19 protein-coding genes are annotated in these 19317 nt (G+C 62.3%); 8 read left to right on the forward strand and 11 right to left on the reverse strand.

Annotated features, from left to right (window positions below; genetic code table 11):
• Positions 1–86: 86 nt before the first annotated feature.
• On the reverse strand, positions 87–677 hold the full coding sequence (locus J4E63_RS15720; protein ID WP_060741131.1) for a cysteine hydrolase family protein: 591 nt from the start codon (positions 675–677) through the stop codon (positions 87–89).
• Between the two features lie 254 nt (positions 678–931).
• Between J4E63_RS15720 and prmB the strand changes: the two genes are divergently transcribed.
• The gene (prmB, locus tag J4E63_RS15725) at positions 932–1840 is read left to right on the forward strand and encodes a 50S ribosomal protein L3 N(5)-glutamine methyltransferase (protein WP_060741132.1); all 909 of its coding nucleotides are present in this window, start codon (positions 932–934) and stop codon (positions 1838–1840) included.
• A 140-nt stretch (positions 1841–1980) separates the two neighbouring features.
• Here prmB and J4E63_RS15730 read toward each other — a convergent pair whose 3' ends face one another.
• Positions 1981–2769 carry a hypothetical protein gene (locus J4E63_RS15730; RefSeq protein WP_060741133.1) on the reverse strand — a complete coding sequence of 263 codons (789 nt, stop codon included), beginning with the start codon at positions 2767–2769 and terminating at the stop codon, positions 1981–1983.
• A 106-nt stretch (positions 2770–2875) separates the two neighbouring features.
• Positions 2876–3841, reverse strand: a complete 966-nt coding sequence (locus J4E63_RS15735) for an alpha/beta hydrolase (RefSeq protein WP_207282611.1) — start codon at positions 3839–3841, stop codon at positions 2876–2878.
• A 143-nt stretch (positions 3842–3984) separates the two neighbouring features.
• On the opposite strand from J4E63_RS15735, the gene aroC reads away from it, so the two are divergent.
• From aroC to J4E63_RS15750, 3 genes are read left to right on the forward strand one after another with little or no spacing between them, the layout of a single operon-like run.
• Positions 3985–5076, forward strand: a complete 1092-nt coding sequence (aroC, locus tag J4E63_RS15740) for a chorismate synthase (RefSeq protein WP_060741135.1) — start codon at positions 3985–3987, stop codon at positions 5074–5076.
• A gap of 34 nt (positions 5077–5110) precedes the next feature.
• Positions 5111–6256 (forward strand): MFS transporter, encoded by a 1146-nt coding sequence (locus J4E63_RS15745; protein WP_207282612.1) that lies wholly within the window; start codon positions 5111–5113, stop codon positions 6254–6256.
• Between the two features lie 34 nt (positions 6257–6290).
• On the forward strand, positions 6291–6836 hold the full coding sequence (locus J4E63_RS15750; protein WP_207282613.1) for an acireductone dioxygenase: 546 nt from the start codon (positions 6291–6293) through the stop codon (positions 6834–6836).
• A 158-nt stretch (positions 6837–6994) separates the two neighbouring features.
• Here J4E63_RS15750 and J4E63_RS15755 read toward each other — a convergent pair whose 3' ends face one another.
• The gene (locus J4E63_RS15755; RefSeq protein ID WP_003204481.1) at positions 6995–7273 is read right to left on the reverse strand and encodes a DUF3509 domain-containing protein; all 279 of its coding nucleotides are present in this window, start codon (positions 7271–7273) and stop codon (positions 6995–6997) included.
• 356 nt (positions 7274–7629) lie between these two features.
• Between J4E63_RS15755 and J4E63_RS15760 the strand changes: the two genes are divergently transcribed.
• The 4 genes from J4E63_RS15760 (at position 7630) to J4E63_RS15775 (ending at position 11094) form a co-directional block, all read left to right on the forward strand.
• Complete coding sequence (locus tag J4E63_RS15760) at positions 7630–9456, forward strand: long-chain-acyl-CoA synthetase (protein ID WP_207282614.1); 1827 nt, start codon at positions 7630–7632, stop codon at positions 9454–9456.
• A 94-nt stretch (positions 9457–9550) separates the two neighbouring features.
• The gene (locus J4E63_RS15765) at positions 9551–10069 is read left to right on the forward strand and encodes an ankyrin repeat domain-containing protein (protein ID WP_207282615.1); all 519 of its coding nucleotides are present in this window, start codon (positions 9551–9553) and stop codon (positions 10067–10069) included.
• Between the two features lie 231 nt (positions 10070–10300).
• On the forward strand, positions 10301–10831 hold the full coding sequence (locus J4E63_RS15770) for a hypothetical protein (protein ID WP_106274154.1): 531 nt from the start codon (positions 10301–10303) through the stop codon (positions 10829–10831).
• A gap of 71 nt (positions 10832–10902) precedes the next feature.
• Entirely contained in the window at positions 10903–11094 is a 192-nt protein-coding gene (locus tag J4E63_RS15775; RefSeq protein ID WP_003204476.1) for a PLDc N-terminal domain-containing protein, read from the forward strand.
• A gap of 58 nt (positions 11095–11152) precedes the next feature.
• On the opposite strand, the gene J4E63_RS15780 is transcribed toward J4E63_RS15775, so the two are convergent.
• From J4E63_RS15780 to J4E63_RS15810, 7 genes are all read right to left on the reverse strand, one after another.
• Positions 11153–12355 (reverse strand): MFS transporter, encoded by a 1203-nt coding sequence (locus J4E63_RS15780; protein WP_207282616.1) that lies wholly within the window; start codon positions 12353–12355, stop codon positions 11153–11155.
• A gap of 249 nt (positions 12356–12604) precedes the next feature.
• Entirely contained in the window at positions 12605–13603 is a 999-nt protein-coding gene (locus tag J4E63_RS15785) for a sulfate ABC transporter substrate-binding protein (RefSeq protein WP_192261607.1), read from the reverse strand.
• Positions 13604–13699: 96 nt separating this feature from the next.
• Positions 13700–14524, reverse strand: a complete 825-nt coding sequence (locus J4E63_RS15790; RefSeq protein ID WP_207282617.1) for an ion transporter — start codon at positions 14522–14524, stop codon at positions 13700–13702.
• A 20-nt stretch (positions 14525–14544) separates the two neighbouring features.
• The gene (locus J4E63_RS15795) at positions 14545–15444 is read right to left on the reverse strand and encodes an urea transporter (protein WP_207282618.1); all 900 of its coding nucleotides are present in this window, start codon (positions 15442–15444) and stop codon (positions 14545–14547) included.
• Between the two features lie 115 nt (positions 15445–15559).
• Positions 15560–16975 (reverse strand): pyruvate kinase, encoded by a 1416-nt coding sequence (gene pyk, locus J4E63_RS15800; RefSeq protein WP_207282619.1) that lies wholly within the window; start codon positions 16973–16975, stop codon positions 15560–15562.
• The gene (locus tag J4E63_RS15805; RefSeq protein WP_207282620.1) at positions 16965–18245 is read right to left on the reverse strand and encodes a glycerate kinase; all 1281 of its coding nucleotides are present in this window, start codon (positions 18243–18245) and stop codon (positions 16965–16967) included. The genes pyk and J4E63_RS15805 overlap by 11 nt, the downstream gene beginning before the upstream one ends.
• Before the next feature lie 143 nt (positions 18246–18388).
• Complete coding sequence (locus J4E63_RS15810; RefSeq protein ID WP_207282621.1) at positions 18389–19279, reverse strand: 2-hydroxy-3-oxopropionate reductase; 891 nt, start codon at positions 19277–19279, stop codon at positions 18389–18391.
• Between the last annotated feature and the right edge of the window lie 38 nt (positions 19280–19317).

The raw sequence follows: 19317 nt of genomic DNA on the forward strand, positions 1-19317 counted from the left end.
TCGGGTTGTTCCTGAAGGTAGGGCAATTGCGGCAAATGAGAGGCTTTTGCGGATGAGCGGCAGGACGGGCCGCTCATCGAGGCGCATCAGGTGAAGTCGCGGGTCAAGGCCAGGGTGGCGAAGTTGTCGGCCATGATCGCCATTTCGGTCTGCTGCACGTGTTCGGCGCTGAGGACGCCGCCCTTGTAAGGCAGGTCGCGGGTGGCGCAGGCGTCTTCCACCAGGGTGCAGCGAAAGCCCAGGTTCTTGGCAGCGCGCACGGTGGTGCTGACACTGGAGTGGCTCATGAACCCACACACGATCAGGTCCAGGGGGCCGAAATCTTCCAGGCGCTTTTTCAGTTCGGTGCCGTGGAAGGCGCTGGGTAGCAACTTTTCGACCACGGTTTCGTCGCCCTGGGGTTCGAGGCCGGAAATGAACTCCCCGCGTTCGCCTTGTGGATCGAACAGCCCGCCATGGGTGCCCAGGTGGCGCACATGCACGATCGGGCGACCGGCTGCACGGGCCGCGCCGAGCAGTTGCTTGATGTTCGCGACGGCTGCATCCATGCCGCTCAGGGCCAGGGGCCCTGCGAGGTATTCCTTCTGGGCATCGATGATGATCAAGGTCGCTTGACTCAGATTGGCCGCTGCATAACCACGGCCGCTGAGTTGAAACATCGTTTTTGGAACGGACATTCTGGGGCTCCTTCGAGTGGGGCTTTTGCGACATTCTCCTCTGGCTGAGCGGTTCTGTGAATCGCTTCCATCGCAAGGGCCGCCGTTGCTGGCCTACAGCCTTGTCAAGATGCTCGTCCTGTTCAATAGATGGTGCAAAAAACGGATAAATCCTACGATTGGTCCGGCGCTTTTCGTTCGTCAACAAGGCGCGTTTGGGTGGGGCCGCGTTTGGCTGGTAGACTCGCCCGTCGATTTTTCTGGAGTTTGCCGCCGTGATCACTTCCCGTCTCCGTACCCTGCGCGACCATATCCGTTGGGCCGTCAGCCGTTTCCATGGGGAGGATCTGTTTTTCGGCCATGGCACCGACAATGCGTGGGACGAAGCCCGGCAACTGGTGTTGGGCGCGTTGCACCTGCCGTGGGAAATTGCCGATAGCTACCTGGACTGCCGTCTTGAAGACGAAGAGTTGGTCCATGTGCAACGTCTGCTGCGTCGGCGTATTGCCGAGCGCATCCCGGCGGCTTACCTGTTGGGTGAGGCCTGGTTCTGCGGAATGTCGTTCATCGTCGATGAACGTGTGCTCATTCCACGCTCGCCCATCGGTGAGCTGATCGAAAAGCGTTTCGAGCCTTGGCTGGGCCAGGCGCCGGCACGGATTCTCGACCTGTGCACCGGTTCCGGCTGTATCGGCATTGCCTGCGCCTATGAATTCCCGGAGGCCGAGGTGGTGCTGGCCGACCTGTCGTTCGAAGCACTGGAAGTGGCCAACCAGAACATCGAGCGCCATGGCGTCGATGAGCGCGTGTTCACCGTCCAGGGCGATGGTTTCGACGGTTTGCCGGGGCAGCGTTTCGACCTGATCGTGTCGAACCCGCCCTACGTCGATGCAGAAGACTTCGCTGACATGCCGCAGGAATACCAGCACGAACCGGAGCTGGGCCTGGCCTGTGGCGATGATGGCTTGAACCTGGTTCGCCGGATGCTGGCCGAGGCGGCCGATCATCTGACCGAGAAGGGATTGTTGATTGTCGAGGTCGGCAACAGCCAGGTGCACGTCGAGGCGCTGTACCCGGAAGTCGATTTCGCCTGGCTCGACTTCGAGCGCGGCGGCCATGGCGTGTTCATGCTCAGCGCCGAGCAGTGCCGCCAGCACCAGGGGTTGTTCGCTTCGCGGGTTTGATTCCTCTTATCCATCCGGATACACCCACTGTGGGAGCGAGCTTGCTCGCGATAGCGATGGATCAGTCAACTGCAATGTGGCTGATCCGACACCATCGCGAGTAAGCTCGCTCCCACAGGGTTACTCACGCGCTGTTGAGTTCAATGGCGCGTCGCAATCCAGATCAGCAACCCCGCCTGGAACATGGCAAAGGCCACCAGGCAAGTGATGGTGAAGCGCAGGCCGGCGTCTTCGCGCTTGAACTTGGTGACCTTTTCTTCCTGCTGCTTGAGTTTGACTTCCTGTTCCGCCAGGTTCTGCTCGGCTTGTTGCAGCATCTGCGCGGCTTCGAGGATGGTCACGAACTGCAGCTTCTCGGTGTTCCAGTCCCCGACCAAATCGCCAACCTGGGCCGGCTTGATGCTGCCCTTGAGGTGCTGGGCGTCGGCGTAGGCCACCTCGAAACCCTGGGCCTTGAGAAAGCGGTCGCGGCGCAGGCGAGTGTCTTCGTTCAGGGCGTCCTTGTTATCCAGGTCGGAGCCCTCGACCCGGTAGGCCGACCAGCGTTTCTTGGCCCAGGTAATCCCTTGGGCCGCGAGGAAACGGCCGATGCCACGATTCAACGGCTCGATCTGCAGGTTTTCCGGCGAAAAGAACAGGCGTTTTTCGACGTGGTCGGCCCAGACATCCAAGTGATTCTGTTCCTTGCGCACCCGCTGGTTCGGCAGCTGGATGCTCATGCGCAGCAGGCTGCGTTCCTTGCTGTGGCGCTCGACATAGCTGAACTCGACAAACCGCAGCGGCCGCACACCGGTGGCGCGGTCGGTCTTGAGCGGCGCCAGGCGGAGCATTTTGTGATGCTCGGTATGCACGTCGGCCCACGGCAGCTCCACCGCAGACGAGGCGGGGGCTTCGGCAGCGGTGTCGGGGGAAGCTTGAGTTTCAGTCATAACGGCAAAATCCTGTCCAGGCCGGCGGGTCGGTAGCCATTGCGCTATCCGACACCGGGTTATCGGCTGTTTTTGCCAGTACTGAAGCTAAATCGACTAAAACCGCCTAACGCGCGGCTAACGAGTCAATAAAACGCAAAATCCGCGTACCCAGTTCGGCCGCCAAGGGCAGGTTGGGGTCCTTGTAGGAGGCCAGTTGCCGTTTCACGTCGTTGGGCACGATGCGCATCACGTGGTTCATGCCCTCGATCAGCGCCAGTTCAGCGTCGGGCTTGGCGGCTTTCAACTGCCGGGCATCATCGGCGCCGACCTGGATATCGTTGCTGCCCTGAATGATCAAGGCTGGCATCTGCAACGCGGCAAAGGCCCGGGCCGGGTCCTGGCGGAACAGCGAGATCAGGTAGGGTTGTACGCTGGGGCGGAAAATGACCTGCAGTTGCGCCGGCACGTTGCTGTCGAGCCGACCGGCCTTGAGGCTGTCGAGCAGCTCATTGCTGCGCAGCATCAACGGCGGTGGCAGGCGGTTGCTCAGTTGTTGGCGCAATACCTGGTCGATCGGCCGGGCACTGCCGGACAGCGAAATCACCGCTGCCGTGTTGGCCTGGGGCGCGGCGAGGCTGGCGATCAACGCGCCTTCACTGTGGCCCAGCAGGATCAACGGGCCCAGGCGTGGATCGGCGGCGAGCTTGTGGCTCCAGGCCACGGCATCGGCCACATAGGCCTCGACGCTCAGGTTGCGCTCGTCCGGTGTCGCCGCGAGGCTGGCGGCCACACCACGTTTGTCATAGCGCACGCTGGCAATGTTGTGCCTGGCCAGCACCCAGGCCAGGCGCTTGAGGCTGTCGTTGCGCCCGCCCTCGGGGTTGTTGCCGTCGCGATCCGTAGGACCGGACCCGGAAATGATCAGGACAACCGGCACCGGCGTGTCGGACTTGGGCAGCAGCAACGAGCCGAAAAGCTCACCGCTGCCGGTGTCGAGGCTGATGGGGCGTTGCAGCACCGTGGCCTGGGCCAGGCAGGAAAACAGGCCGGTAAACAAGGTAAGGCTTAGGGCAAGCAGCTTTAACATCATCACGCCATTAGTTGCGAAGGTGCCGGTTGGACTGGTGGCCGCCGATAAGGTTCGAGGATGAACTACGCGGGGAGCCTGCGTATACTGGCGCCCACTACGAATCCAAGGTTGAGTCTCTCAGCGTTTTTCACGGAGCACCCTGCATGTCCGGCAATACCTACGGCAAGCTGTTCACTGTCACCACCGCGGGCGAAAGCCATGGCCCGGCGTTGGTCGCCATTGTCGACGGCTGCCCGCCGGGGCTGGAGATTTCCCTGGACGACCTGCAGCGTGACCTGGACCGCCGCAAGCCCGGTACCAGCCGCCACACCACCCAGCGCCAGGAAGCCGATGAAGTCGAAATCCTGTCCGGGGTGTTCGAAGGGCGCACCACCGGCTGCGCCATTGGCTTGCTGATCCGCAACACCGACCAGAAGTCCAAGGACTACTCGGCCATCAAGGACCTGTTCCGCCCGGCCCACGCCGACTACACCTACCACCACAAATACGGCGAGCGCGACTACCGCGGCGGCGGCCGCAGCTCGGCCCGGGAAACCGCCATGCGCGTGGCGGCCGGTGCGATCGCCAAGAAATACCTGGCCAGCCAGGGCATCGTCATCCGTGGCTACATGAGCCAGTTGGGGCCCATCGAAATCCCGTTCAAGACCTGGGATTCGGTAGAGCAGAACGCTTTCTTCTGCCCCGACCCGGACAAGGTGCCGGAGCTCGAGGCCTACATGGACCAACTGCGCCGGGATCAGGATTCGGTCGGCGCGAAGATCACCGTGGTTGCCGAAGGGGTGATGCCGGGCCTGGGCGAGCCGATCTTCGACCGCCTCGACGCCGAGCTGGCCCACGCGCTGATGAGTATCAATGCGGTGAAAGGCGTGGAGATCGGCGCCGGTTTCGCCTGTGTCGCCCAGCGTGGCACCGAGCACCGTGACGAACTGACTCCGGACGGTTTCCTCAGCAACAATGCCGGCGGTATTCTCGGCGGCATTTCCTCGGGCCAGCCGATCGTGGCACACCTGGCCTTGAAACCGACGTCCAGCATCACCACGCCGGGGCGCTCCATCGACATCCATGGCAACCCTGTCGATGTGATTACCAAGGGCCGTCATGACCCGTGCGTCGGCATCCGGGCCACGCCCATCGCTGAAGCCATGATGGCCATCGTGCTGATGGATCACCTGCTGCGTCATCGCGGCCAGAACGCCGACGTCCGCGTCAGCACGCCGGTGCTGGGGCAACTTTGATGGCCGGCCTGCCAGCCGCCGTGGCCTGACGACCATGGCGGCACTGCCGTACTGGCGGCTCTCCAGCTTCTATCTGTTCTATTTCGCCCTGCTCGGTTCGACGGCGCCGTTCCTGGCACTGTATTTCGATCACTTGGGCTTCAACGCGGCGCGCATCGGTGAGCTGGTGGCGATCCCGATGTTGATGCGCTGCGTGGCGCCGAACATCTGGGGCTGGCTGGGGGATTACACCGGCCGACGCCTGGCGATCGTGCGGTTCGGCGCGATCTGCACGCTGCTGACCTTCTCGCTGATCTTCATCGATAAAAGCTATGCCTGGCTGGCGATGGTCATGGCGCTGCATGCGTTCTTCTGGCATGCGGTGTTGCCGCAGTTCGAAGTCATCACCCTGGCCCATTTGAGCGGGCAGGCCTCGCGCTACAGTCAGGTCCGCCTATGGGGCTCCATCGGTTTCATCATCACTGTGGTCGTGCTCGGTCGCTTGTTCGAATGGCTCAGCCTGGACATCTACCCGGTGGCGCTGGTGTTGATCATGGCCGGCATCGTCCTTGCCAGCTTCTGGGTGCCCAACGCCCAGCCATTGCAGGGGGCGCGAGTCGCGGGGGAGGGCTTCCTGCGGCAACTGCGCAACCCTGGCGTGCTGGCGTTCTACACCTGCGTGGGCCTGATGCAGGTGAGCCACGGGCCGTATTACACCTTCCTGACGTTGCACCTCGAACGCCTGGGCTACAGTCGTGGCTTGATCGGGCTGCTCTGGGCGGTCGGTGTGGTGGCGGAAGTTTTGATCTTCCTGCTGATGAGCCGGATCCTGGCGCGGTTTTCCGTGCGCCGGGTACTGCTGGCGAGTTTCCTGTTGGCGGCGTTGCGCTGGCTGTTGCTGGGCTCGCAGGCCGAGTTCCTCTGGGTGTTGTTGTTCGCCCAGGTGCTGCATGCGGCGACCTTCGGCAGCTTTCACGCCGCGGCCATCCATTTCGTGCAACGCAGCTTCGGTCCTCGCCAGCAAGGCCAGGGGCAGGCGCTGTATGCCGCGCTGGCCGGTACGGGCGGGGCCTTGGGCGCGTTGTACTCCGGCTACAGCTGGAACGCCCTGGGCGCCAGTTGGACGTTCAGCCTCGCCAGCCTCGCCGCCTTCGCGGCAGCCGTTATCATCGCGACACGCATGCAAGAGGACCGGCCATGAGCCTTCGAACCATTAATTTGCTGGAGCCATTGTCATGAGCAGCCTGTCCGTTTATCACGTCTCGAGCCCTGACATTCCGAACAAGGTGTTGACCCATTTCGAGGACATTGCCGCAACCCTGGCGGAACAAGGTGTTCGCTTCGATCGCTGGGAAGCGGCGGCGAAAATTCAGCCGGGGGCCAGTGAGGAGGACATCATCGCGGCTTACCAGGCTCAGATCGATGCGTTGATGACTGAGCGCGGTTACGTTGCGGTCGATGTGGTCAGTGTTAGCAGCGATCACACCGAACAGGTCGAGCCGCAGGCTGAGTGGCTTGATGAATATCGCCATGGCCAGGACGAGGTACGGTTTTTCGTCAGTGGTCGAGGGTTGTTTAACCTGCACATTGGCGATTACGTCTATGCGGTGCTGTGTGAAAGGAACGATTTGATAACGGTGCCTGCCGGTACGCCGCATTGGTTTGACAAGGGGGAACGGCCGCATTTTGTTTCGATCCGTTTGTCTGGTGATTCCCAGGGGGTGGCTGCTGAGTTCACCGGCGATGATATCGCTCGCCGGTTTCCTCGCCTGGAAGACTGACCTGCGTTCAAAAGTGAGCGGCCGTTACCGTCGAACGGATATGCCCACCCATCGCCCGGAACACGGCGGGCTTTTTCAAGACGCAAAAAAACGGCGCTTCCCATTTCTGAAAGAAGCGCCGTTTTCCAAGTGAACAGCAACGCGAGTGTCCGGCAGACTCAAGCGCTATGGTAAGTCGGCAGCGCAAACCGATGCTGGCTCTGCAACAGCGTGATCTGTGGCAACTCGCTGGCCTGTTCGGCCAAGTCGCGACGAATCGCGCTGATCGCCCAGGACAACTGATCCCCCGCGTGCAATTGAGCATAGGAAATCGTGCGTTTGAACAGCTTGCCGTCGCTATTACGCAAGGTCAGCAGAATGCCGCCATCCGGGCGGGGCTGAGTGGTCACTTCGTAGTTGGAAAACAGGGATGCAAACTTTTCTTGAATCATGTTCATAGTTGACTGCTCCATGGTGTGGCAAACCGTGGAGGGGTGGTTGCACTGTCTGTGCCAGCATTTGGCATTTTAAAAAATACTTTAAAAACAACACGTTAAGTTTTGTCTTTATTTTCGCTTTCGTGCATCTTGCATGAACGGCCATCGTGCATCCTGCATTTTGCGTGGTCGGGCAACGATATTTGGAACCAAATCGTTTTGCGGCGCTCACGCTTCGCCTGCCTCGGGCAGCAGATACAAAACATTGCAAAAACCGCATGTACAGCGCCGCGACCGCCAGCGTACTTTCGAGCCAAAATCACCGCCAGCCCGATAACAAGAACTGAGACCCACGAGGTCGAACGGGGAAGATCACCATGAGTCGTACACCCAGCGACGCCATTACCTGGGGCATGATGCTGCGCAAGCTGCCAGCCATCGCCAGAGCCGTTCCCCGGATCGTCAAAGGCAGGAAGCTGGCCAATGTCCTGGATCCGACCCAACCTTGTGGCCTGGGCTGGTGTTTCGAACAGGCCACCCGACGCAATCCCCAGGGCCCGGCGCTGCTGTATGGCGATACGGTGTTGAGTTATGCACAGGTCAACGAGCAGGCCAATCGCATCGCCCATTACCTGTTGGCCCAAGGCATCGGCAAGGGTGACTGTGTGGCGATATTCGTCGAGAACCGGCCGCAGTTGTTGATCAGCGTGCTGGCGATGGCCAAGGTTGGCGCGGTCAGTGCCATGCTCAACACCTCGCAAACCGGCGATGCGCTGGTGCACAGCCTGGCCCTGGTCAACCCGATCGCGGTGCTGGTCGGGGACGAGCGGGTCGCGGCGTTCAACGATGTGCGAGCGCGCACCGCATTGTCGAGCGACAGGACCTGGTGGCTGGCGGATCAGGATGGCGTCGATGTACCGTCTGGTTTCGTCGACCTGATGGCCGGTTGCGAGGCTTACCCGGACGATAACCCGGCGTGCAGCCGGGAGGTTTTCTGCAACGATCCGTGTTTTTACCTCTACACCTCGGGCACCACCGGACTGCCCAAGGCCGGGGTGTTTCGCCATGGTCGCTGGATGCGCACCTCCACCAGCTTCGGCCTGATCGCCCTGGACATGCAGCCCGACGATGTCGTCTATTGCACCTTGCCGCTGTACCACGCCACCGGCCTGTGCGTGTGTTGGGGCGCGACGATCTGTGGCGCATCGGGGTTTGCGATTCGACGCAAGTTCAGCGCCAGCCAGTTCTGGAGCGACGTACGCCGTTACCGGGCGACCACACTGGGGTATGTCGGTGAGTTGTGCCGCTACCTGGTCGACCAACCCGTCGTTGCCGATGACCGCCACCACGGTGCGAAGAAAATGATCGGCAACGGCCTGCGGCCCGGGGCCTGGTCGGCCTTCAAGACGCGTTTCGGTATCGATCACATCTGCGAGCTGTATGCGGCCAGCGACGGCAATATCGGCTTCACCAACATCCTGAATTTCGACAACACCGTCGGGTTCTCCCTGATGGGCTGGGAATTGGTGCAGTACGACCATGCCAGTGGCCTGCCGTTGCGCAACCTGCAAGGTCGCATGCAAAAAGTGCCCAAGGGCCAACCGGGCCTGCTGCTGGCGCGGATCGACGAGAAGGCGCCATTGGACGGCTACACCGAGCAAGCCTTGACCGAAAAAACCATCTGCCGGGATGTCTTCGTGCCCGGCGACCGCTATTTCAACACCGGAGACCTGCTGCGCAACATTGGCTTCGGGCATGGGCAGTTCGTCGATCGCCTTGGCGACACCTATCGCTGGAAAGGCGAAAACGTCTCCACCACGGAAGTCGAAAACGTCTTGCTGCAACACCCGCAGGTGGCCGAGGCGGTGGCTTATGGTGTGGAGATCAATGGCACCAATGGCCGTGCCGGGATGGCGGCGATCACCCCGTCCGAATCCCTGGCGACCCTGGACTTCAGCGAGCTGCTGCAATTCTTGCAATGCAAGTTGCCCGCCTATGCCGTGCCGCTGTTCCTGCGCATCAAGGTGAAGATGGACACTACCGGCACCTTCAAGTACCGGAAGACGCGCCTCAAGGCTGAAGGGTTCGACCCGTGCGTCGCTGGGGATGAGCCGGTCTATGCCTGGTTGCCGGGTACCGATACGTACGTGCGGGTGGACCGGCAACTCGCGGTGCGGATCCAGGACGGACAATTGCGTTATTGATTCTGGCTATGGCGGGCACAGTGAAAAAAGGGATGACAGCGCCCGGGTCCCTCGGGAAACTAGCCGCTTTGCGAAGACCCGAGTGGAGTTTCCCATGTCCGATACAAGCCGCCAGATGACCCCGGAAGAGGCTGCCGAGTTTGCCGAGCAGGTGTTCAACGTCGCACGCCAGGGCGACGCGGCCATGATGGCCGCGCTCCTGAGCAAGGGCCTGCCGCCCAACCTGCGTAATCACAAGGGCGACACCCTGTTGATGCTGGCCGCTTACCACGGGCATGTGGAAACGGTGAAAGTGTTGCTGGAGCACAAGGCTGATCCGGAAGTCCGCAACGACAACGGCCAGAGCCCGATTGCCGGCGCGGCGTTCAAGGGCGACCTGGCAGTGGTCTCGGCGTTGGTGGACGGCGGCGCGCAAGTGGAAGGCGCGTCCTTCGATGGCCGTACCGCCTTGATGATGGCGGCGATGTTCAACCGGGTGGAAATCGTCGACTACCTGATCGGCAAAGGCGCCGACCCGAAAGCCAAGGATGCCAACGGTGTCTCGGCCCTCGATGCCGCCAGGACCATGGGGGCGGTGGACACCACGGCGCAGTTGGAAAAGATGTTGAGCTGAAAGGTCCGAGCAGATCCCGACGGCTTTTGTGGCGAGGGAGCTTGCTCCCGCTGGGCTGCGCAGCAGCCCAAAATCCAGCCACCGCAACCTGTCAGGTTTACCGCTGTTTAGCGGGTTTACGACTGCTTCGCAGCCGAGCGGGAGCAAGCTCCCTCGCCATGCCTGACTCGACCGATGTGATGCGCTATCCTGCCCGCCCTCAAGACACCCTTCGCCACAGGATTCACCCCCATGAAAGCCGCCCTCATCGAACTCATCGGTAAAATCAGCTCCGGCTGCCTCGGCGAGGCGGACATCGTGAAAATTGCTGACGAAGCGGCCCAGGCCTACGCCGATCCGACGGCTTTCCTGGCCGCCAACCCCGATATCAACTACGACGACACATTCCCGATCCCGTTGGGTGAGTGGGTGGTGGTGGGCAGCCTGCCGGACACCGTGCTGTTCCAGGCCGACACCTACGTGGACCTGTTCGAACAGATCGTCGCTTCGTTCGGCCCTGGCGTAGCGTTCAATCTCAAGCCCAAGCAGCTGGCGAAAACCGAAGCCCTGACCGCGCTCAACCGCATCCAGATCCAGATGAGCAGCCTGAACAAGGAAAACGGCGGCTACGTGCTGATGAACTTCAGCCAGTTGCTCGACGATGAATTGCAAATGGTGCTGGTGTACGGCAACGACGTGCCGCGGGTGCTGGAACTGTGTGCCGAAGTCGGCATCGCCGCCGCGCCGGCCTTGGAAGCTCTCAAGGTCGCGGTCCACGTCTGAAGCAATAAAACGGAACCCTTGCCTGGGGCCCGCTATCCTAAGGGTGCCTATCACCATTTGGGAGCGACACCATGGGTTCCACCTTCAACGGCCTGGTCGGCCTGATTATCCTGGCGCTCGATATCTGGGCGATCATCAATGTACTCAAGAGTGGCGCGGAAACCGGGATGAAAATTCTCTGGGTGCTGCTGATCCTGCTGCTGCCGGTCCTGGGCCTGATCATCTGGGCGATTGCCGGGCCGCGTGGCAACGTGCGGATTTGACCGCTCCATGAAAATGCCCGGTCGCCTCGAGCGACCGGGCATTTTTATGGGTGGGGTTTCAGGCCGTGGCCAGGGACGGCTTGCGCGAGGCACTCAAGAAGCGCAGCAAGGCCAACAGCGGGAAGGCGCTGCCGACGATCACCACCCACAACCAGCCGCCGTGCTCGTACACCGCACTGGCAATCGATGAGCCGAAGGCGCCGCCAACGAAGATGCTGGTCATATACAGCGCATTCAGCCGGCTGCGACTCTTGGCGTCGAGGGCGTAGATGGTGCGCTGGCCCAGAACCATGTTCATCTGCACGCAGAAGTCCAGGACCACGCCGGTCACCGCCAGGCCGATCACGCTGTAGAGCGGATGGATGAACGCCGGCAGGAAACTCAGGCTGGCGAACAGCATCGCCAGCAGCGAGGCGTTGCGGGTATGGCCGGCATCCGCCAGGCGACCGGCGATGGGCGCGGCGATGGCACCGATGGCGCCGACCAGGGCGAACAGGGCTATTTCAGTCTGGGACAGGTCATGGTTGCGTGACAGTTCCAGCGGCACGGCAGTCCAGAACAGGCTGAACGTGGCGAACATGCAGGCTTGGTAGAACGCCCGTTGGCGCAACAGCGGTTGTTGGCGCAGCAGGGTGCCGAGCGAACCCAGCAGTTGGCCATAAGAGGCGCTATGGTCGGGCTGGCGCTTGGGCACGGTCAGCGCCAGGACGATGCTGATCGCGGCCATCAACGCGGCGGCGATGATGAACATGGCCCGCCAGCCAAAGTGATCGGCCACGAGGCTGGAGACCGGTCGCGCCAGCAGGATCCCGAGCAGCAGGCCGCCCATGATCCCACCGACGACCCGCCCCCGGGATTCCTCCGGCGCCAGGTGCGCGGCCAGCGGAATCAGGACTTGCACCGACACCGAACTGAATCCCACCAGCAGCGAGACCAGCAGGAACACATTCGGCTGGTCAGTGAACGCCGCCCCCAACAGGCTGGCAATCGCCACCAGCGTGGTGAGAATCATCAGCCGACGGTTTTCCAGCAAGTCACCCAACGGCACCAGGAAAAACAGGCCCAGGGCATAACCGATCTGGGTCAGCGAGACGATCAGGCTGGCCATGGTGCTGCTCAGGCCGACATCGGGTGCGATCAGTTCGATGATGGGTTGGGCGTAGTAGATGTTGGCGACAATGGCGCCGCAGCAGAAGGCGAAGAGCAGGACCATGCCGCGGGTCAGGGAGCTTCCGGGCGAGGTGGGTGAATGAGCACTCATGGCAATCTCATCGATCAATTGAAAGGATGGCGTGAGGCTAAAGACTTGCAGGGCTCAGGAACAGGCTTTGCGGCTGATATCAGACATGCCGGGGATTAATGGTAACGATCAGATCCTGTGGGAGCGAGCTTGCTCGCGATAGCGGCTTCATTCCAACATCATTGATGCAGAACAGACCGTTATCGCGAGCAAGCTCGCTCCCACAGGTTTGGACTTGGCTGACAGCCTGGCTTTGAGGCGAGTCGAGCCTTACTGGCCGCTATAGATCTGGTCGAAAATTCCACCGTCATTGAAGTGAGTCTTCTGCACCGTGCGCCAGTCGCCGAAGGTTTTTTCCACGGACAGGAAGTCCACTTTCGGGAAGCGGTCGGTGTATTTGGCCAGTACTGCCGGGTCCCGTGGGCGCAGGTAGTTGGCGGCGGCGATTTCCTGGCCTTCGGGCGACCACAGGTACTTGAGGTAGGCCTCTGCCGCTTCGCGGGAGCCTTTCTTCTCGACGACTTTGTCGACCACGCTGACCGGTGGCTCGGCTTCGGCGGAAACGCTTGGGTAGATCACTTCGAACTGGTCGCGGCCGAACTCGCGGGCGATCATTTCCGCCTCGTTTTCAAAGGTCACCAGCACGTCGCCGATCTGGTTGGTCATGAAGGTGGTCGTCGCGGCGCGACCGCCAGTGTCCAGGACCGGCGCCTGCTTGAACAATTTGCCGACGAAGGCCTTGGCCTTGTTCTCGTCACCGCCATTTTTCAGCACGTAACCCCAGGCCGACAGGTAGGTGTAGCGACCGTTGCCGGAGGTTTTCGGGTTGGGCACGATCACCTGCACGCCATCCTTGAGCAGGTCGGGCCAGTCTTTCAGTGCTTTGGGGTTGCCTTTGCGCACGATGAACACCGTGGCCGAGGTGAACGGCGCGCTGTTGTTCGGCAGGCGGGTGACCCAGTTCTCGGGCACCAGTTTGCCATTGTCCGCCAGGGCGTTGATGTCGGTGGCCATGTTCATGGTGATGACATCCGCTGGCAGCCCGTCGATCACCGAGCGCGCCTGCTTGCTGGAGCCGCCGAATGACATTTGCACGGTGATGTTTTCGTTGTGCTCGGCCTGCCAGTGCTTCTGGAAGGCTGTGTTGTAGTCCTTGTAGAAATCGCGCATGACGTCGTAGGAAACGTTAAGCAGGGTCGGGGCGGCGTGGGCCAGACTGCCGAAGGTCAGGCCGGCGGCGAGAAGGGAGGCGCCAAAGAAGTTCTTCACTTACGAATTCCTTTTTATTTGAACGGGGGTTCCGGGCAATTAGCCAGCACACTATCTGCAAGCCTATAGACCTTCAAGCATCAAAAAGTGCTTTGCTTATTCCAACTTCTTAAACAGTGCATTGCCACAACGGGAGCAGAAAGCGGCGCCGTGTTCGTGGTTGTTTTTGCTGCACACCGGGCAATCGTGCTTGAGCTGGTCACCGCGCATGGCCGTGGCCAGTTCAGCCGTGAAAATACCCGTTGGCACGGCGATGATCGAGTAACCGGTGATCATCACCAGGGACGACACCACTTGGCCCAGGGGCGTCTTGGGCACGATGTCGCCGAAGCCTACGGTGGTCAGTGTCACGATAGCCCAATAGATGCCCTTGGGGATGCTGGTGAAACCGTGCTCGGGGCCTTCGATGACGTACATCAGCGTGCCGAAGACGGTCACCAGGGTCGAGACGCTGACCAGGAACACGATGATTTTCTGCTTGCTCCCGCGCAGCGCAGCCATCAGGTAGTTGGCTTGCTTGAGGTAAGGGCTGAGCTTGAGCACGCGGAAAATCCGCAGCATGCGGATGATCCGAATGATCAGCAGGTATTGGGCATCGCTGTAGTACAGCGCCAGGATCCCCGGCACGATCGCCAGCAGATCCACCAGGCCGTAGAAACTGAAGGCATAGCGCAGCGGCTTGGGCGAGCAGTACAGGCGCAGGCCGTACTCGACGATGAAGATGAACGTGAAGCCCCACTCGATAGCCGCCAGCAGGGCCGCATAGTTCTTGTGCACGCTGTCGATGCTGTCGAGCATCACGATCACCAGGCTGGCGAGGATGATCAACAGCAGGGTGCTGTCGAAGCGCCGGCCGGCCACGGTGTCGGTCTGGAAAATGATCACGTAGAGGCGTTCACGCCAGTTGTCGCTGCTTTGCATAATCTTCGCCTGAACCGGAATCAGCGAAGCCTAGGGTGATTGTCCCGTACAGCGCAAGGCGCGATGTCGAGGCTGGCCTGACGCCACGCCCGGCCGGTGGCCTGGATCAGCCAGCAGGCGAGGATGAACGGCGCTGTCAGGGGAGGCAGGCCGAGGGCGGTAAAGCCTGGCGTGAGCATGACCGCCAGGACGATGCCCATCAGCGGTAGCCATGGGCGGCGCTGTTGGCTGAGGGCCAGCGCCACCAACACCGGGTTGTAGCCGCCCAGCCCGGACAGGGCGGATGTGTTTTCATGCTGCGACAGGGTGAATGCCAGGCCGACGGCAGAAGCGAACAATGCCCAAGCGCCGGCGCGCCGGTTGGCCAGCAGCAGACCGGCGGCGATCAGCGCGCCGGCCGCTGGATGGCCGAGAAACATGACCTGGCCCAGTCCGCTCAAATGAGCGGCCAGCAGGTTGGGCAGGGTCATTTCAATCGAGGTGGCGGCGGGCTGCGGCAGGGTGAAACCCATCGGCAGCCAAGCCAACCCGACAAAGGGCGCGGTGTAGGCGGGCAGGCAACGAGGGCTTCGGGTGTGCTTGAGCCATTGCTGGGTCAGCATCGCGCTGAGGCCACCCGCGGCGATGATCAACGGTGGCAACAGGACGGACCAGGGCAACGCCAGGCTCAGCAGCAAGCCCAGCAGGATGCCGTTGTAGCTGAACAGCCCGGCTTGCCGGTCGGCCTTGGGGTAACCGCGTCGCTGGGCCGTCAACAACCCGGCCACACCGCCGAGCAACGCGCCGCCGAACAGGGCGGGCGCCGTGAGCAGAATCGCCAACAGGCACAGCAGGCCGCACAGCGGATGGCGCTGGAGAAAGACTTGGCTGAAGCCGTTGAGCAGGGCGGTGGCCCAGTCGGGGCAGTGGGTGTTGGGCATGGTAGGTGTGTGTCAGAGGGACCGAGTCGACTTCATCGCGAGCAAGCTCGCTCTCACAAGGGCACCGCAGCCCCCTGTGGGAGCGAGCTTGCTCGCGATGAGGCCAGTACAGACGCTAGATCAACGTCTCGATGCGCAGCGAATTGGTCGACCCCGGCTGCCCGAACGGTACGCCCGCGGTGATCAGCAAGGTATCGCCACGCTGGGCCATGCCTTGGGCCTGGGCGATTTCCAGGGCGGTGGAACAGACTTCGTCCACCTGCTTCAACCGATCATTGACCACCGAGTGCACCCCCCAGGCCACCGTCAGGCGGCGGGCGGCCTGCAGGTTCGGCGTGAGGTTGAGGATCGGCACCGTCGGCCGTTCCCGCGCCGCGCGCAGGCTGGAGCTGCCTGATTCGCTGTAGTTCACCAGCACCGCCACCGGCAGGATGCTGCTGATGCGCCGGATCGCGCAGCTGATGGCATCCGACACCGTGGCCTCGGCTTTCGGTCGGCTGACGTCCAGCTGTGCCTGGTAGTCGGGACCGTTTTCCACTTGGCGGATGATCTTGCTCATCATCTGCACGGCTTCAAGGGGGTAATCCCCTGAAGCGGTTTCCGCCGACAGCATCACCGCATCAGCCCCCTCGGCCACGGCGTTGGCAACGTCAGTGACTTCGGCGCGGGTGGGCGCCGGGGAAAAACGCATCGACTCGAGCATCTGGGTGGCCACCACCACCGGTTTGCCCAGGGCGCGGCAGGTGCCAATGATGTTTTTCTGAAGCTGCGGCACGCTTTCGGCCGGGACTTCGACCCCCAGGTCGCCGCGGGCGACCATGATCGCGTCGCTCAATTCGGCGATTTCCCGCAGTCGGGTCACCGCCGACGGTTTCTCGATCTTCGCCATCAGGAACGCCTTGTTGCCGATCAGCGCGCGAGCCTCGCGAATGTCCTCGGGCCGCTGCACGAACGACAACGCTACCCAGTCCACGCCCAGCTCCAGGCCGAAACTCAAGTCGCGCCGGTCCTTGGCGGTCAACGGGCTCAGGTCGAGCACGGCCTGGGGCACGTTCACGCCTTTGCGGTCCGACAGCTCGCCGCCGTTGAGCACTTCGGTGTCGATGGCGTCGCGGTGCCTGGCGGTCACGCGCAGGCGCAACTTGCCGTCGTCCAGCAGCAGGTCCATGCCGGGCTCCAGGGCCGCGATGATTTCCGGGTGAGGCAGGTTGACCCGGCGTTGATCTCCCGGCGTCGGGTCCAGGTCCAGGCGCAGGGCCTGGCCCCGTTGCAGCAGGACCTTGCCGTCGGCGAATTGGCCAACCCGCAGCTTCGGGCCTTGCAGGTCCATCAGGATGCCCAGGGGGTAATTGAGCTGCTGTTCGACGTCACGAATCCACTGGTAGCGCTGGGCGTGGTCGGCATGGTCGCCGTGGCTGAAGTTCAGGCGGAAGATGTTCACGCCGGCCTGTACCAGCTCGCGGATGTCATCGATGCCACGGGTGGCGGGGCCGAGGGTCGCGAGGATCTTGACCTTTTTATCAGGCGTCATGTTGGGGGTTCTCGAGGATCAGGATGGCGCGAAAGTCGTTGACGTTGGTGCGGGTCGGTTCGGTGACGATCAGCGCATCCAGGGCGGCGAAGTAGCCGTAGCCATTGTTGTTATCCAACTCGTCGCTGGCGCACAGGCCCAGTTCGGCAGCGCGGCGATAGCTGTCCGGGGTCATGAGGGCGCCGGCGTTGTCTTCGGAACCGTCGATGCCGTCGGTGTCGCCAGCCAGTGCATAAATGCCGGGATGGCCCTTGAGGCTGTCGGTGAGGCTCAGCAGGAATTCGGCATTGCGCCCGCCACGGCCATCGCCGCGCACGGTGACGGTGGTTTCGCCGCCGGAGAGAATCACGCACGGTGCCGCCAGCGGCTGGCCGTGCAGGGCGATTTGCCGGGCAATGCCGGCGTGGACTTTCGCCACCTCCCGGGATTCGCCTTCCAGATCGCCGAGGATCAACGGGCTGAAACCGGCTTGGCGAGCCTTCACCGCTGCGGCTTCCAGGGATTGCTGGGGACGGGCGATCAATTGGAAGTGGCTGCGGGCCAGGCTCGGGTCGCCGGGCTTGACGGTTTCCGACGCTGGGCTGTGCAGCCAGTCGCGCACCGATGCCGGCACATCGATGTGGTAGCGCTGGAGAATCGCCAGGGCTTCGGCCGATGTACTGGGGTCGGCCACCGTGGGGCCGGATGCGATGACCGTGGCCAGGTCGCCCGGCACATCGGAAATCGCGTAGGTGTACACCGTCGCCGGCCAGCAGGCCTTGCCCAGGCGCCCGCCCTTGATCGCCGAGAGGTGCTTGCGCACGCAATTCATCTCGCCGATGGTCGCACCGGACCTGAGCAAGGCTTTGTTGATCGATTGCTTGTCGGCCAGGGTGATGCCTTCGGCTGGCAAGGCGAGCAGGGCGGAGCCGCCGCCGGACAACAGAAAGATCACCCGGTCGTCTTCGCTGAGATTGCTCACCAGCTCCAGTACTCGCTGGGCCACGGCCAGGCCCGCGGCGTCAGGCACCGGATGGGCGGCTTCCACCACTTCGATTTTCTGGCAGGGCGCGCCATGGCCGTAGCGGGTTACCACCAGGCCGGACACTTCACCCTGCCAGCAGCGCTCGACCACTTGCGCCATGGCCGCCGCGGCCTTGCCGGCGCCAATGACGATCACTCGGCCGCTGCGGTCGCTGGGCAGGTAGTGCTCAAGGACGTGGTGCGGATGGGCCGCATCGATGGCTGTGGCAAACAGCTCGCGCAGCAGTTGTTGCGGATCGACCGACATGGCGGGCTCCCGGTTTTTATTATTAGTGTGATGCGAACCCTGTGGGAGCGAGCTTGCTCGCGATAGCGGTTTTACATTCAGCAACGATGTTGGCTGGGCTACCGTTATCGCGAGCAAGCTCGCTCCCACAGGGGGGGCAGGGTCTATTTGTCGCGAATCGAGAAATTGGCCATATGCTCCAACCCCTTGATCAGCGCCGAGTGATCCCAGTTGCTGCCGCCAATGGCCGCGCAGGTGCTGAACACTTGTTGGGCGTTGGCGGTGTTGGGCAGGTTGATGTTCAGTTCCTTGGCGCCTTGCAGGGCCAGGTTCAGGTCCTTCTGGTGCAGGCTGATGCGGAAGCCCGGGTCGAAGGTTCCCTTGATCATGCGTTCACCGTGCACTTCGAGGATCTTCGACGACGCGAAACCGCCCATCAGTGCTTCACGGACCTTGGCCGGGTCGGCACCGTTTTTCGCGGCGAACAACAACGCTTCGGCCACCGCCTGGATGTTCAGGGCGACGATGATCTGGTTCGCCACTTTGGCGGTCTGGCCATCGCCATTGCCGCCCACCAGGGTGATGTTCTTGCCCATGGCCTGGAACAGCGGCAGGGCCCGCTCGAAGGCGGCGTTGTCGCCACCGACCATGATGCTCAGGGTCGCAGCCTTGGCACCGACTTCACCACCGGAGACCGGGGCATCGAGGTACTGCGCGCCTTTTTCATTGATCTTCACCGCGAACGCCTTGGTGGCGGTGGGGGAGATCGAACTCATGTCGATCACCACCTTGCCCGCGCCCACGCCCGCCGCCACGCCGTCGGCGCGGAACAGCACGTCGTCGACCTGCGGCGTGTCCGGGACCATGACGATGATGAACTCGGCTTCCTGGGCCACTTCCTTCGGGTTGGCCAACGCCACCGCGCCACCGGCCAGCAGGTCGGCCGGAGCCGCGTCGTGGTGCTGGGACAGAAACAGGCTGTGGCCGGCCTTTTGCAGGTTCAGTGCCATGGGGTGGCCCATGATGCCGGTGCCAATGAATCCGATTTTAGCCATGGGAAAATCCTCTTGTTGTTTAGGTGTCCCGGTGCCGT

The sequence above is a fragment of the Pseudomonas sp. FW300-N2F2 genome (genome assembly GCF_017351655.1).
Classification (GTDB): Bacteria; Pseudomonadota; Gammaproteobacteria; order Pseudomonadales; family Pseudomonadaceae; genus Aquipseudomonas; species Aquipseudomonas fluorescens_AA.

Excerpts from the sequence above, each read along its gene's own strand:
- J4E63_RS15720 (WP_060741131.1), bottom strand. The coding sequence starts at position 677 with ATGTCCGTTCCAAAAACGATGTTTCAACTCAGCGGCCGTGGTTATGCA.
- J4E63_RS15730 (WP_060741133.1), bottom strand. The coding sequence starts at position 2,769 with ATGACTGAAACTCAAGCTTCCCCCGACACCGCTGCCGAAGCCCCCGCC.
- J4E63_RS15735 (WP_207282611.1), bottom strand. The coding sequence starts at position 3,841 with ATGATGTTAAAGCTGCTTGCCCTAAGCCTTACCTTGTTTACCGGCCTG.
- aroC (WP_060741135.1), top strand. The coding sequence starts at position 3,985 with ATGTCCGGCAATACCTACGGCAAGCTGTTCACTGTCACCACCGCGGGC.
- J4E63_RS15745 (WP_207282612.1), top strand. The coding sequence starts at position 5,111 with ATGGCGGCACTGCCGTACTGGCGGCTCTCCAGCTTCTATCTGTTCTAT.
- J4E63_RS15750 (WP_207282613.1), top strand. The coding sequence starts at position 6,291 with ATGAGCAGCCTGTCCGTTTATCACGTCTCGAGCCCTGACATTCCGAAC.
- J4E63_RS15755 (WP_003204481.1), bottom strand. The coding sequence starts at position 7,273 with ATGAACATGATTCAAGAAAAGTTTGCATCCCTGTTTTCCAACTACGAA.
- J4E63_RS15760 (WP_207282614.1), top strand. The coding sequence starts at position 7,630 with ATGAGTCGTACACCCAGCGACGCCATTACCTGGGGCATGATGCTGCGC.
- J4E63_RS15765 (WP_207282615.1), top strand. The coding sequence starts at position 9,551 with ATGTCCGATACAAGCCGCCAGATGACCCCGGAAGAGGCTGCCGAGTTT.
- J4E63_RS15770 (WP_106274154.1), top strand. The coding sequence starts at position 10,301 with ATGAAAGCCGCCCTCATCGAACTCATCGGTAAAATCAGCTCCGGCTGC.
- J4E63_RS15775 (WP_003204476.1), top strand. The coding sequence starts at position 10,903 with ATGGGTTCCACCTTCAACGGCCTGGTCGGCCTGATTATCCTGGCGCTC.
- J4E63_RS15780 (WP_207282616.1), bottom strand. The coding sequence starts at position 12,355 with ATGAGTGCTCATTCACCCACCTCGCCCGGAAGCTCCCTGACCCGCGGC.
- J4E63_RS15790 (WP_207282617.1), bottom strand. The coding sequence starts at position 14,524 with ATGCAAAGCAGCGACAACTGGCGTGAACGCCTCTACGTGATCATTTTC.
- J4E63_RS15795 (WP_207282618.1), bottom strand. The coding sequence starts at position 15,444 with ATGCCCAACACCCACTGCCCCGACTGGGCCACCGCCCTGCTCAACGGC.
- pyk (WP_207282619.1), bottom strand. The coding sequence starts at position 16,975 with ATGACGCCTGATAAAAAGGTCAAGATCCTCGCGACCCTCGGCCCCGCC.
- J4E63_RS15805 (WP_207282620.1), bottom strand. The coding sequence starts at position 18,245 with ATGTCGGTCGATCCGCAACAACTGCTGCGCGAGCTGTTTGCCACAGCC.
- J4E63_RS15810 (WP_207282621.1), bottom strand. The coding sequence starts at position 19,279 with ATGGCTAAAATCGGATTCATTGGCACCGGCATCATGGGCCACCCCATG.